Source organism: Epilithonimonas mollis (genome assembly GCF_900142325.1).
Classification (GTDB): Bacteria; Bacteroidota; Bacteroidia; order Flavobacteriales; family Weeksellaceae; genus Epilithonimonas; species Epilithonimonas mollis.
Map to the genome: position 1 here is coordinate 109,250 of NZ_FRAM01000002.1, position 13,440 is coordinate 122,689.

General features: G+C 38.8%; 13 protein-coding genes. 10 read left to right on the forward strand and 3 right to left on the reverse strand.

Annotated features, from left to right (window positions below; all coding sequences use genetic code 11):
- Positions 1-76 precede the first annotated feature (76 nt).
- Positions 77-1,894 (forward strand): T9SS type A sorting domain-containing protein, encoded by a 1,818-nt coding sequence (locus BUA97_RS07970; RefSeq protein ID WP_072997335.1) that lies wholly within the window; start codon positions 77-79, stop codon positions 1,892-1,894.
- A 76-nt stretch (positions 1,895-1,970) separates the two neighbouring features.
- Positions 1,971-2,831 carry a T9SS type A sorting domain-containing protein gene (locus BUA97_RS07975; RefSeq protein ID WP_084081287.1) on the forward strand — a complete coding sequence of 287 codons (861 nt, stop codon included), beginning with the start codon at positions 1,971-1,973 and terminating at the stop codon, positions 2,829-2,831.
- A 49-nt stretch (positions 2,832-2,880) separates the two neighbouring features.
- On the opposite strand, the gene BUA97_RS07980 is transcribed toward BUA97_RS07975, so the two are convergent.
- Positions 2,881-3,606, reverse strand: a complete 726-nt coding sequence (locus BUA97_RS07980) for a DUF1835 domain-containing protein (RefSeq protein WP_084081288.1) — start codon at positions 3,604-3,606, stop codon at positions 2,881-2,883.
- Between the two features lie 3 nt (positions 3,607-3,609).
- A complete protein-coding gene (locus BUA97_RS07985; protein WP_072997337.1) occupies positions 3,610-4,650 on the reverse strand; it encodes a GMP reductase in 1,041 nt (346 codons plus the stop codon).
- 52 nt (positions 4,651-4,702) lie between these two features.
- On the opposite strand from BUA97_RS07985, the gene BUA97_RS07990 reads away from it, so the two are divergent.
- The 5 genes from BUA97_RS07990 to BUA97_RS08010 all read left to right on the forward strand — a co-directional run bounded on the left by BUA97_RS07990 (position 4,703) and on the right by BUA97_RS08010 (position 9,418).
- The gene (locus BUA97_RS07990) at positions 4,703-5,905 is read left to right on the forward strand and encodes a glycosyltransferase (RefSeq protein WP_072997338.1); all 1,203 of its coding nucleotides are present in this window, start codon (positions 4,703-4,705) and stop codon (positions 5,903-5,905) included.
- A 115-nt stretch (positions 5,906-6,020) separates the two neighbouring features.
- Positions 6,021-6,737: a polyprenol monophosphomannose synthase gene (locus BUA97_RS07995; protein WP_072997339.1), complete on the forward strand. Its 717-nt coding sequence runs from the start codon at positions 6,021-6,023 to the stop codon at positions 6,735-6,737.
- Position 6,738: 1 nt separating this feature from the next.
- Positions 6,739-7,116, forward strand: coding sequence for a DUF4296 domain-containing protein (locus BUA97_RS08000; protein WP_072997340.1), 378 nt, complete (start codon positions 6,739-6,741; stop codon positions 7,114-7,116).
- A 58-nt stretch (positions 7,117-7,174) separates the two neighbouring features.
- Positions 7,175-8,305: a tRNA guanosine(34) transglycosylase Tgt gene (tgt, locus tag BUA97_RS08005; protein ID WP_072997341.1), complete on the forward strand. Its 1,131-nt coding sequence runs from the start codon at positions 7,175-7,177 to the stop codon at positions 8,303-8,305.
- A gap of 18 nt (positions 8,306-8,323) precedes the next feature.
- A complete protein-coding gene (locus BUA97_RS08010; protein ID WP_072997342.1) occupies positions 8,324-9,418 on the forward strand; it encodes an LptF/LptG family permease in 1,095 nt (364 codons plus the stop codon).
- A gap of 144 nt (positions 9,419-9,562) precedes the next feature.
- Here the strand turns inward: BUA97_RS08010 and BUA97_RS08015 are convergent, their stop codons facing one another.
- Positions 9,563-10,273, reverse strand: a complete 711-nt coding sequence (locus BUA97_RS08015; RefSeq protein WP_072997343.1) for a biotin--[acetyl-CoA-carboxylase] ligase — start codon at positions 10,271-10,273, stop codon at positions 9,563-9,565.
- Positions 10,274-10,360: 87 nt separating this feature from the next.
- Here BUA97_RS08015 and rsfS point away from each other — a divergent pair, with 87 nt between their 5' ends.
- From rsfS to BUA97_RS08030, 3 genes are all read left to right on the forward strand, one after another.
- A complete protein-coding gene (gene rsfS / locus BUA97_RS08020; protein ID WP_072997344.1) occupies positions 10,361-10,723 on the forward strand; it encodes a ribosome silencing factor in 363 nt (120 codons plus the stop codon).
- A gap of 42 nt (positions 10,724-10,765) precedes the next feature.
- Positions 10,766-12,727, forward strand: coding sequence for an ATP-dependent zinc metalloprotease FtsH (gene ftsH, locus BUA97_RS08025; RefSeq protein ID WP_072997345.1), 1,962 nt, complete (start codon positions 10,766-10,768; stop codon positions 12,725-12,727).
- 134 nt (positions 12,728-12,861) lie between these two features.
- Positions 12,862-13,440 (forward strand): LUD domain-containing protein, encoded by a 579-nt coding sequence (locus BUA97_RS08030; protein WP_072997346.1) that lies wholly within the window; start codon positions 12,862-12,864, stop codon positions 13,438-13,440.

The window sequence follows — 13,440 nt, forward strand, 5'->3', positions numbered from 1 at the left end:
CCATAATAGGACTATTCATTCTTTTGATTTTCCGATTTTCAAAGTCTATTTTCGTAGGGTTAAAATTTGAACTGAAATGAAGAAATTCTACTTTTTGATTGCGGCATTCATTGCTATAATACACGGGAACTTTAATGCACAGACTTGTAACACAGTCAGCAGCTTTCCCTTCAAAGAAACTTTTGAGGCGGACAGTCCGAGCCGCTCCTGCTGGACACAACAGGTTATCGGCGGACACTATCCAAGCTATGATGGATGGGTCTATAAAAAAGGATCAGCAGGTGGTGTAGATTACAACATCGTGAATGCACATTCCGGACAGCTTAACGCATGTTCGCAGGTTGCAGCTAATTCTCCTGATGCGAAAGTAAGACTAATCAGTCCAATCATGGATGTTACAGGATTGCAAACGCCGACGGTTTCATTTTTTATGGGACAGGAAGCTTGGGGAATTTTTCAAAATAATCTAAATGTTTATTACCGTGTTTCTCCCACTTCTCCCTGGATAGTATTGAAAAACTTTATGTTCAATGTTCCGGAGTGGAAACAGTTTATTTTGGATTTACCGGAAAAGTCGTCCCAACTGCAGATTTGTTTTGAAGCTGTAATGAAAACAGGAAGAGCGAATGTTCTTGACGATATTGTAGTAGGGAATAATGACAGTGTAGAGACTTATCCTACTGCTTGTGCACCATCTACACCAAGTAATAATTTCGAGACAGGAGCTGGAGATTTGAATTTGCTGTATCTTGCAAACGACTTCAATGTTTCTGCACATACCAACCTAACAGTTACAAGTATTATTCTCAATACGATTGACAAAGGAGGAATAGAATCGTTTGATATTTTTATAATGAAGGCTGGCCCGGACGGATTGCCTTTGACGGCAGAAAAGGTCTATAACGGAATCATCCCAAATACGGTTACCGACCTGAATGAAAAAGAGGGATTTACTTTTAGAAAAAACACCTTCAATCTTCCGGAACCGGTTGTAATTGTTGGTGGTGCGGTTGGCTCCAGATATTGGCTGGTCGTAAAAGCTGTCAACAATGTTCAGGAAAACCCTTCTTATGTTGAGGCGACTACAATTAAAAATAGTGGAAAAGAAATGTATTGGAGTGGGGATGGATCTGTTTGGAAACCTGTCACAAACAATGCTGATGGCGTCTTTACATTAATAGGAAGCTGTGCTGAGACAGATCCTACTGATAGCTATTGTATTCCTAGATTCAATTTCGTGATGCCAATAGATAATGTGAAAATCGGAACTATTAATAATACATCTACAGAAGAAGTGGGTTATGAAGATTTTTCTTCAATCAAAACTGATCTTGAAAGAGGTAAAACATATCCTATCCAGATCAAAGCACAGACGTATGATGGTACATCCAGTCAAGCAATAGCCATTTTTGTAGACTGGAATCATAATGGATTCCTGGGTGACGCAGGAGAAATTTACAATATTGGAAGAGTAAGTGCATCAAACAGCAATACAATTACTTACCAACTGCCAATTCCATTAACTGCCAGTTTGGGAGATACAAAAGTGAGAATTATTTCAGAAGCTTTTAATTATGCAACATATTCTTGTAGTGTTTTTGATCAGGGACAGGCTGAAGATTATATATTCACAATACAAAAGGAAAGCCTTGCTGTTTCTGACACCAATAAGGAAATCAAAACAATTATTTTTCCAAATCCTGCCAAGCATGTTGTCACCGTCAAAAATGATTCTAAGCTTATAAATGCTGAGGTATTCGATATGAACGGGAGAAAAGTACTCGAAACAGATTCTAAGCAGATTGATGTCTCAAACCTTACTGCCGGTCAATATGTAATAAAAATGACATTCGTGGATGGGAAAATCGATTCCCAGAAACTGATCAAACAATAATCATCATAATTATTTAATAATGTTGCCTCATTCTTTTAGGTGAGGCAGCATTTTTTACAAAAGAAATTTACAACTTATGAAAAAACTTTACTTATTAGCATTAATGATGTATACATCATCATTCTTTTCTCAGGCTACGATTCCGCCTTACAGTCAGCAATTCACCACTTTTCCGTTGACAGGCTGGTATCTCGGATATACTTTTAGTGCTGCAGTGGGTAATGGTCCTACCAACCAGTCTACCAACTATTGGCAGCAGAAACCCTTCATGAATAATACAGCAGCAAATGATCAGTCATTGAGAATGAACATGTTTACTGCAAATATTTCCTATTGGGCCGTGACCAATGCTTTTGATCTGTCAGGAGACGATTATGAAATTACGTTTGATTATGGAACCACCAATGGCCCTTTCTCTGGCAATGCTTCCGGCCCGGCTCCACAAATTGAATCTACGGATAAGTTCAAAATTTTGGTAACAATAGATAACGGCGCAAGCTGGCAAGAGCTCAAAAACTGGGATAACCCGAATATGACCATCTCCAACCAAAGAAATACACTAACCATTGATGTATCTGCTTATAAAGGAAGCAATGTGAAATTCGCTTTTTATGCTTCTGACGGAACTACCTTTGTTGCAGCGGCGGACTATTGTATTTTCGTAGATAATTTTAAAGTTCAGAAAAAAGGGACAATGGCTGTTACAGAAACAACTAAATCCAGTCTCCATATCTATCCGAATCCGACTTCTGATAAAGTTTCTGTTAAATCCGATAAAGCCATCAAAACGTTGGAACTTTATGATACGACAGGAAAATTGATAACCTCTGTATCCGGTAAAGAACTTGATCTGAAAAATAATCCGAAAGGTGTTTATGTCCTTAAAGCAAATTTCTCAGACAACACGACAACTTCTCATAAGCTTATAAAAAAGTAAGAAAGTAAAATTAGGAAAGAAAGGCGCAAATAACTTGCGCCTTTTATTTTTATTGAGTTAAAAGTTTCTGATAGATATTCCTGACCTGAAGGTCTCCAAAACCAATAATTCCTAATTCTTCCTGAAATTTTTCAAAAATAGAATCAAAATCTGTCAATCCTTTTTTAAATTGATTTTTGATGAAATTTTCCGGATTCACATTGATGTAAGCATCTACAACTTCTTTCAAAAAACGAAAGCAACCGGATTGATTTTCAGCTAATTGTTTTAAAGAATAAGTGTCTTTTTTTTGATAAGCTTTCCAAAGGTTTTCAGCTAATTCAATATCATTTTTATTAAATAAAACTTTAGATTCCAAAAATATTTCCAAATTGTCAGAATCTGAAAAACCTTTCCAACGATTTTCAGAAGCTGTTTTAGGAAAAACTCGGTAGATTTTTAAATCATTTACTTTTGAAAGTAATGAAACGCAAAACCACAAATTAACCTGACAAAACAAATCATCTTCAAACCAAAGATTGACTTCAGAATGTTCCGGAATACTCAAAATTTTTTCAAATTCCGAAACAGAAATCTCATAATAATTTTCTTTTGAAATTTTATAATCTTCACAAATTGATTTGGCTCTGACTTCCCAGAATCCCTCCAGAGAACCCGCTTTCAGATCGCCGGAAACCAGAGCTTCACGACAGATAATAACTTCGCCCGCAGATAAGGTTCTCTTCCACGCTTCAGCAAGATGATCACCATTGGTTATATGAAATATATTTTTCAAAATTTACCCGTTAAAAATCTGATTCTCTTGTTCCTGTACCCGTATAAAAGTCGTTCGCTTGGAAAGTTCTTTCAACTTGGATGCGCCAACATACGTACACGTCGAACGGACACCGCCTAAAATATCTCTCACGGTTTCAGAAACCGGACCTTTGTAAGCCACTTTCACCGTTTTTCCTTCGGAGGCACGGTATTCTGCAACACCTCCGGCATGCTTATCCATAGCTGTTTGGGAACTCATTCCGTAAAAAAGTCTGAAAGTTTTTCCATTTTCTGTGATAAGCTCACCGCCACTTTCATCGTGTCCTGCAAACATTCCGCCCAGCATCACGAAATCAGCGCCGCCACCAAAGGCTTTTGCCACATCGCCAGGAACTTTACAACCACCATCGCCGATGATTTGGCCGCCTAAACCGTGAGCTGCGTCAGCACATTCTATAATTGCGGAAAGCTGCGGATAACCAACGCCTGTTTTCACACGGGTTGTACAAACCGAGCCTGGTCCAATTCCGACTTTGATGATATCTGCACCAGCGAGAATCAATTCTTCCACCATTTCGCCGGTTACAACGTTTCCTGCCATAATAATTTTATCTGGAAAATTCTGACGTGCTTTTTTCACAAATTCCACAAAATGCTCAGAATAACCGTTGGCAACATCGATACAGAGAAACTGGATTTTTGGATTGGCATCCAGAATCGTTTTGATTTTCTCTTCGTCGGCTTTTCCGGTTCCCGTACTTAGAGCGATATATTGGTAAAAGTCATCACTTTTATCTTTCAAAAAGCGATTCCAATCTTCGACTGAGTAGTGCTTGTGAACAGCCGTAATTATTTTTTCTTTGAATAATGCTTCCGCCATTTCGAAAGTGCCGACGGTGTCCATATTCGCAGCAATCAGCGGAACACCGCTCCATTTTTTCTGAGTATGCAGAAAAGTGAATTCTCTTTCTATGGTCACTTCTGAACGGGATTTCAGTGTGGAACGTTTCGGGCGAAACATCACATCTTTGAACCCCAACTTGATTTCGTTTTCTATTCGCATGATTCAAAATTAATATAAATTTTTTGTTTTAATAATCTCTATTTTTGTTTTTGTGAAACATCTTGTCATTATTGGTCTCGTTATTCCGGAGCCGGCTTCTACAGCAGCTGGTCACAGGATGATGCAGCTCATTCGGTTATTCTCGGAAGCGGATTATAAAATCACATTTCTGACAGCGTCCAACAACCTGGAATTTTCTGAGAAAATCGAAATCCAAAAAATTGAAATCAACAATGAAAGTTTTGATAAGAAGATTCGGAATCTAAATCCTGATCTTGTGCTTTTTGACCGATATGTGACGGAAGAACAATTCGGATGGCGCATTTCCGAGAATTGTCCAAATGCTTTGAAGATCATTGATACGGAGGATTTACATTTCCTGAGAGAAGCGCGGCGCAAAGCTTTTGTAGAAAAAAGGACGGTTGAAAATAAAGATTTTGTAAATGAAATTTTCAGGAGAGAAATTGCTTCGATTCTGCGTTGTGATCTGTCACTGATTATTTCTGAATTTGAATTTCAATTGCTGACAGAGAAATTCAAAATCAATCCTGATATTCTGTTTTATATGCCCTTTTTGACAGAAAATATTGAGGAAAATAAAACCGGATTTCAGAAAAGAAAATATTTTGTAAGCATCGGAAATTTCCTGCACGAGCCGAATTGGCAAACGGTCTTGAAGCTGAAATCGATATGGAAAAATATTAGAAAACAGCTTCCTGATGCGGAACTTCATATCTATGGTGCTTACTCTACAGAAAAAGTTTTCCAGTTACATAATGAAAAAGAAGGTTTTTTGGTGAAAGGAAGAGCAGAAAATGTCGAAAGTCTTTTTAAGCAATACCGGGTTTTACTGGCTCCGATTCCTTTTGGCGCTGGTTTGAAAGGGAAGCTTTGGGAAAGTATGCAATTCGGGTTGCCGAATGTAACCACGTCCATTGGTGCCGAAGCAATGCATAAAGCTTTACCATGGAATGGTTTTATCAAAAATTCTGATGATGAATTTGTCGAAAAAGCAGTTGAATTATATCAGAATGAACCCGCTTGGAATCAGGCTAATGAAAATGCTTATGTCATTTTGAATCAGGTCTTTGATAAGAAATTATACGTCAAACAGTTTTGGGAAAAACTTTCGGACATTGAGAATAACCTTGAAAGGCACCGGACGGAAAATTATCTCTGTAAAATCCTTCAGCATCATCAGCTGAATTCGACAAAATATATGAGCCGGTGGATAGAGGAGAAAAATAAAAAATAGCATTTTTAAGCTGTTGAATTTAGGAAGCGCTTTCGATTCGGTTAAAAAAAGTTAATTTACAATCCCCTAAAAAAGAATAACAGGTAAAACATTATCTTTGCGAATTATTTCCCGGATGAAAAAACTTGTCATTATTCCCACTTACAACGAAAAAGAAAACATCGAAAGAATTATTTCGGCTGTATTTGCTTTGCAGCAGGATTTTCATATTTTGGTTGTGGATGACTCATCACCTGACGGAACAGCGGAGATTGTAAAGCACCTTCGGGAAAAGTATCCGGTTCAGCTGCATCTGACAGTAAGGAAAGTAAAAAACGGCCTGGGAAAAGCCTATATCCACGGATTCCAATGGGCCATTCATAACGATTATAATTTTATTTTCGAGATGGATGCCGATTTTTCACATAATCCGAAAGATTTAATCAAACTTTACGAAGCATGTAAAAATGCGGATATGTCCGTTGGTTCACGATATTCGCAAGGTGTGAATGTGGTTAACTGGCCAATGGGAAGAGTTTTGCTGTCTTATTTTGCATCAAAATATGTCCGTTTTGTGCTTGGATTGCCAATCCACGATACAACGGCTGGATTTGTTTGCTTCAGAAAGGAAACACTGATCGCCATCGGACTGGATAAGATCAAACTGAAAGGCTATGGCTTCCAGGTGGAGATGAAATACCGTGTTTTTAAAAAGAATCTCAGAATAGTAGAGGTTCCGATCATTTTTACCGACAGAACCGAAGGTGAAAGCAAAATGAACGGCGGCATCATCCAGGAGGCTATTTTTGGTGTCCTGAATCTTAAATGGAAAAATCTTATCGGAAAATTATAAAATGAAGAATCTCATATTGTATATATCCATGATTTTCTGCGTTTTGTCCTGTACGGAAGCGATAGAAAAACCGAAAGATATTTTGCCGGAAGATAAAATGTCCGCCATCATTGCCGATTTTGCCATCAACGAGCAGAGTTATTCTATCGGAACCACTATCAACACGCAAAATGCAACACGCTTTATCCTGAAAAAATATAATGTCACAGGAAAACTGTTCACAGACAGCTATAAATATTATATGACAAAACCCGAAACGATGAGGGATATTCTGAACGATGCTCAGAAAATTGTCCTTTCAAAAGATCCGAAGGCAGAAGGGTTTATCAATAAAAAAATGAAAGAGAACAGCGGGGATTATCCTACGCAAGCGAAATAATTAATTACGATCCAATTCGGAGAGAAAAATATCCGAAGGCAGAATTTAAATCATACGAATGAAATTTTTTGAAATCGAGAAATCGTCAGAATCCAAAGCGAGAGCCGGCGTGATAACGACAGATCACGGACAGATCCAAACGCCGATTTTTATGCCGGTTGGAACTGTGGCATCGGTAAAAACCGTTCATCAGAGGGAACTGAAAGAAGATATAAAAGCACAGATCATTTTAGGAAACACATATCACCTGATGCTACGTCCGACGATGGATATTATGGAACAGGCTGGCGGACTTCATAAGTTCATGAACTGGGACAGGCCAATCCTGACAGATTCAGGCGGTTATCAGGTTTTTTCTCTGGCAAAAAGTAGGAAGATGACGGAAGAAGGCGTAAAATTCAAATCACATATTGACGGAAGCTTCCATTTTATTTCTCCGGAAAAATCCATGGAAATCCAGAGGCAGATCGGCGCCGATATTTTTATGGCTTTTGATGAGTGTACTCCTTATCCTTGCGAATATGCCCAAGCCAAAACATCGATGGAACTGACCCACCGCTGGCTGAAAAGATGTATCGAGTGGACCGAAGAAAACAAAGAATTATATGGCCATAAACAGAGATTATTCCCGATTGTTCAGGGTTCTACTTACTCAGATCTGAGAAAGATTTCTGCTGAGGTGATTTCAGAATTCGGAGCCGAAGGAAATGCCATTGGTGGGCTTTCCGTGGGCGAACCGGAAGAGGAGATGTACAGAATAACGAACGAAGTGACGGATATTCTTTCAAAAGAAAAACCAAGATATCTGATGGGTGTCGGAACACCCTGGAACATCATAGAAAGCATCGGACTTGGTGTGGATATGATGGACTGTGTAATGCCGACGAGAAATGCCAGAAATGCAATGCTGTTCACCTGGCAAGGTGTGATGAATATGAAGAATGAAAAATGGAAAGCAGACTTTTCGCCTTTGGATGAGTTTGGGACAAGTTTTGTGGATCAGGAATACAGCAAAGCTTATGTACGTCATCTTTTCGTAGCAAAAGAATATCTGGCAAAACAGATTGCTTCGATTCATAATCTGGCATTTTATCTGGATCTGGTAAAAGTAGCGAGAGAACATATTGTTGCCGGCGATTTCTATCAATGGAAAGAACAGATTATTCCTCAACTCAAACAGAGATTGTAATAAAAAGTTATTAAAAAGATGAAAATCATAGACCTTTACGTCATCAAAAAATACTTGGGAACCCTCATTTTTATGTTGGCGTTGTTGTCTATCATTGTACTGGTAGTAGATGTTCAGTCGAAAACGCCAAGGATTGAAAGCAACGGATTTACCGTCGGTTATTTCCTTCTCAATTTTTATCCGTTCTGGATTCTGAATCTGGTTCTGACATTCATGTCCATTCTGGTTTTCATCACCGTTATTTTCTTCACTTCCCGGATGGCAAATAACACGGAGATTGTTGCCATTGTGAGCAGTGGTGCAAGTTTCCACAGATTTGCAAAACCCTATTTGATTACCTCGATTTTGATTGCATGCATTACACTGGCGCTCAATCACTTTATTCTTCCCTGGTCCAATATCAAGAAAAATGTCCTGGAACCCTACACCTACAATGCGATCAATAAAGAGAAACTGTTGGGTAATATGACCATTGCCTCTAACCTGAATCCCAGCGAGTATATTTTCGTAAACAGCTATAACAAAAAAGAAAACAGAGGCTCCGGCTACATGTATCAGAAATTCGATAAGAATAAAAAGCTGATTTACCAGATCACGGCGATGGACATCCAATGGGAACCAAAGAAAAAGCATTTTATAGTTAATAACTATACCGAACGCACGGCCACTAAGAACGACACCGAAATATTAGGAAACGGAATCAGCAAAATTCAGGATTTCAAATTGCCGCCATACGAGCTGTTTCCTGACAAGCTCGTTGCACAAAATAAAACCACACCCGAACTGCTTGAGATGATCAAGCGTGAAAAAATGAAAGGAAACAACAATGTAACATCCTTTTACAATGAGCTTTACCAACGGACATCCATGCCAATATCGATCATTATTCTCACATTTTTGGGACTATCCTTATCCTCGCAGAAAAAAAGGGGCGGACTTGGACTCAACCTCGCTTTGGGAATTGCTTTGGCATTTTTATTCGTTTTTTCATTCCAGGTTCTGAACGTTGTTTCTGAAAACAAAACCCTGCCGCCGCTTTTAGCCATGTGGCTTCCGAACATTGTTTTCGCACCAGTCGCAGCCTATCTCTATATCAAGAGAGCGAACGAGTAGTTTTTTTATTTGGGCAGCTTATCCGTCTTCCACTCCCGCTTTTTTCTGTCATTGCGAACAGGCAGTGGCTATCAGTACAATTTTTGAAAACCGCAACAACAGAAAAAGAGCTCCATTCAAGCCGGCTGCATGCCATTCAATTAATCAATAAAGCATTTCAATCTCTTTGTGAAAGAACTTCTGAAGACCCTCATATTCCAGGTCGATCCAGAGGAAACCATTGTTGTCAGCATTTTTGACTATGCCATTTTGGCGCAGATTTGATTTTTGAAAAACAGAGATTTCGTCCTTCCTGAAAAGATTAAAATTATAATCTCTCAGAATTTTTTCTTCAACAGGAATATTATCCATTCTCGAAACCAAATATTCATGAAAGTTTTGAGAAAACAGCATCAAGTCCAGGGTAAAGCCTGTAACAGAAAGTACTGAGCCGGCTTTTGTGAGATTCGTAAAATCACTTTGCAGCACATTGATCCCGATTCCGATGATGAAATAATCAACATTTCCTACCTTCTTTTTTTCGATGAGGATGCCGCAGACTTTTTTTCCGTTCAGAATAATGTCGTTTGGCCATTTTATTCTGCAATCCGCATTTGTCAGTTTGTCAAGATAATCCCGAATGACCAGTGCGGTATAATAATTGAGAAAGATATCAGAGACTTTGATTTCAGAAGTTTTGATTCCAAAGGAATAAGCGAGATTCTGGTTCGGAACCCCATTCCAGGAATTACCATATTGGCCGCGGCCTTTGGTTTGATTAAAAGTAAAAACAGCAGTTGATTCGTCTTCATTCAGGAGCGTGAGGATTTCATCATTTGTAGAAAAACAATTTTCGAAATGGATTAAAGAGCTCATTTATGAAAACTTTATGAGATTATGAGTCACTAAACAAAAGATAAATAGATAAAAATCAATAAATTTGCAATTACACAATTTTTTTGAATGAGTAAAAGTACAGAAAAACAATTATTAATCGATAAAATCGTAGAATCGATTCAGGATACAAAAGGCGAAGACATCCAGATCTTCGATTTATCAGGCATAGAAAATTCAGTCGCAGATACATTCGTCATCTGTAGCGGAAACTCAAACACGCAGGTTTCTGCAATCGCTGGTAATATAGAAAAAAAAGTAAGAAACGAAATACAGGAAAGACCTTGGCATGTAGAAGGTACGGAAAATGCAATGTGGGTTCTGGTAGATTATGTTTCTGTGGTAGTGCACGTTTTCCAGAGACAGATCCGAGAATATTATGACATCGAGGAACTTTGGGGTGATGCTAAAATCACAAAAATAGAAAGTTAAAAGATGCGGACAAGGCATCATCAATTATTTTAAAAAATAAGAATGAATAACAAAGGATTCAACTGGTTCATACCCGTTTTATTGGGACTGATTTTACTCATATTTCTTCCGGGACTTTTGGGAGATTCTATGGTGAAAAATATCGATGAAAAAGATTTTTACGGTTTGGTTCAGCAAGGTAAGGTCAATGAAGTAATGGTTTACAAGGACAATTCTAAAGTTGATGTCTACCTTACAAAACAAGCGAAAGAAGAACTGCAAAAAGGTGAAAAGAAAAGCGACCCGCTTTCAGCCATTAATATCAAGCCAACACCTGATTTTGTATTGACTTACGGTGACCTGAGATATTTTCAGGAAAAATTTGATACAATCAATTCCAAACTGCCAAAACAGGCAAGGATGGAGTTTGGTAAAAGCCAGAGTGGATTTTCCGAGATTTTATTTACCATTGCTCTTTGGGGCGGGGTTTTCGCACTGATCTATTTTTTTATTTTCAGAAAAATGGGTGGAGGAGCAGGTGGTCCTGGCGGTCAGATTTTCAGTATTGGTAAATCAAGAGCAAAGTTATTTGATGAGAAGGATAAGATCCAGGTAACATTCAAGGATGTTGCAGGTTTGGAAGGGGCAAAAGAAGAAGTTCAGGAAGTTGTAGATTTCTTGAAAAATTCCGAAAAATATACAAAACTGGGAGGTAAAATCCCGAAAGGTGTCCTTTTGGTCGGTCCTCCGGGAACAGGTAAAACTTTACTTGCAAAAGCTGTTGCCGGTGAAGCAAAAGTACCTTTCTTCTCCCTGTCTGGATCTGATTTTGTAGAGATGTTTGTAGGTGTAGGTGCTTCTAGGGTCAGAGACCTTTTTGCACAGGCCAAAGCAAAATCGCCGGCGATCATCTTTATCGATGAGATTGATGCGATTGGTAGAGCAAGAGGAAAAGGAAATTTCACAGGAGGTAATGACGAACGCGAAAACACTCTGAATCAGTTACTTACGGAAATGGATGGTTTCGGAACAGATACGAATGTCATCGTCATGGCTGCCACTAACAGAGCGGATATCCTGGATAAAGCTTTAATGAGAGCCGGTCGTTTCGACAGGTCAATCTATGTCGACCTGCCAGAACTTCACGAGAGAAAACAGATTTTTGATGTTCATTTGGCTAAGATAAAACTGGATCAGAATATTGACAGAGAGTTTCTGGCAAAACAGACACCGGGATTCAGTGGAGCAGATATAGCAAATGTCTGCAATGAAGCAGCACTGATTGCAGCAAGAAACTCACATGAATCGGTTACCAAGCAGGATTTCCTTGACGCAGTTGACAGGATTATCGGCGGGCTTGAGAAAAAGAATAAAGCCATCAAGCCATCAGAAAAAAGAAGAGTTGCCTTCCACGAAGCTGGTCACGCCACGATTTCCTGGCTGGTAGAACATGCAGCACCGCTTCTGAAAGTAACCATAGTTCCAAGAGGTCGTTCTCTGGGCGCAGCCTGGTATCTTCCGGAAGAGAGACAACTGACCACAACAGAACAAATGCTGGATGAGATCTGTGCCACACTTGGCGGCAGAGCTGCTGAACAGGCTGTTTTTGGTAATATTTCAACTGGTGCATTGTCAGATTTGGAAAGAGTTACGAAACAGGCTCAGGCAATGGTGACGATCTATGGTCTGAATGACAAGGTAGGAAATATTTCTTACTATGACAGTTCCGGACAGTCAGAGTACAGCTTCGGAAAACCTTATTCTGAACAGACTGCAAAGCTTATTGACGAAGAGATCTCGAAACTGATAGAAACACAATACCAAAGAGCAGTTAATATACTGACAGAAAATAGAGACAAACTGGATGCGCTGGCTCAGAAATTATTAGAGAAAGAAGTCATTTTCAGAGAAGATCTGGAAGATATCTTCGGAAAACGTGCCTGGGATCCGGAATTAACGGAAAAACCAGTGTCGAGTGTAGATAATCCTGAAGATGCAGGAAATGTCTTAAACACAGAGAGTTAATCACTTTGCTGTAAATAAAATTCATAAAAAATCCTGGTCAAACCAGGATTTTTTCATTAAAACAATATTTTGGTTTTTAGAGTATTATAAATATTCTTTACATTTGTAATAATTAATAAAAAACCGCAGAAAAATTGAGTCTTTTTAAAAAACTCGTCAACAAAATAATGAATCACCCCGAAGAGGAGGAGCCGGATGTTACAAAACTGGCAGATCAACTTCGTGATGCTGATCTGGACTACAAGTTTGCACAGCTTTTTACGCATTCTGGTGGTTTCTTCAATTATTGTGCAGATGAGTCTGAGGCTTTGCAAACGCTCAACCAGATTATTAAGATAGAACAGATCAGCAATGTATTCTGCTGGGATCAGGATCTGAGAAATTTTCTGGATGTTATCAAAACACCATATTCACCGGAGCTTTTGGAAGAGAATGATGCTGCGTTCATCACCTGCGAATATCTTATAGCCTTTGATGGCAGGATTATGCTTTCCCATAACAATATTTTGCACTACCATTCATCAAGATTACCTGGAAAGATTATCATTATGGCTAATGTTTCTCAGATCGCCAGCAATCTGAATGAAGCTATGATGAAGGTAAAACGCGCCGGAAATCTTAAGAATCTGACTTCTATAAGCGGCAGTCAATCTAAATTGGATACACCGAATAAGGATAATACCAAACTTTTCTTACTTTTGCTGGAAGATTAA

Coding starts and splice junctions, on each gene's coding strand:
- BUA97_RS07970 (WP_072997335.1), top strand. CDS start 77: ATGAAGAAATTCTACTTTTTGATTGCGGCATTCATTGCTATAATACAC.
- BUA97_RS07975 (WP_084081287.1), top strand. CDS start 1,971: ATGAAAAAACTTTACTTATTAGCATTAATGATGTATACATCATCATTC.
- BUA97_RS07985 (WP_072997337.1), bottom strand. CDS start 4,650: ATGCGAATAGAAAACGAAATCAAGTTGGGGTTCAAAGATGTGATGTTT.
- BUA97_RS07995 (WP_072997339.1), top strand. CDS start 6,021: ATGAAAAAACTTGTCATTATTCCCACTTACAACGAAAAAGAAAACATC.
- BUA97_RS08000 (WP_072997340.1), top strand. CDS start 6,739: ATGAAGAATCTCATATTGTATATATCCATGATTTTCTGCGTTTTGTCC.
- tgt (WP_072997341.1), top strand. CDS start 7,175: ATGAAATTTTTTGAAATCGAGAAATCGTCAGAATCCAAAGCGAGAGCC.
- BUA97_RS08010 (WP_072997342.1), top strand. CDS start 8,324: ATGAAAATCATAGACCTTTACGTCATCAAAAAATACTTGGGAACCCTC.
- BUA97_RS08015 (WP_072997343.1), bottom strand. CDS start 10,273: ATGAGCTCTTTAATCCATTTCGAAAATTGTTTTTCTACAAATGATGAA.
- rsfS (WP_072997344.1), top strand. CDS start 10,361: ATGAGTAAAAGTACAGAAAAACAATTATTAATCGATAAAATCGTAGAA.
- ftsH (WP_072997345.1), top strand. CDS start 10,766: ATGAATAACAAAGGATTCAACTGGTTCATACCCGTTTTATTGGGACTG.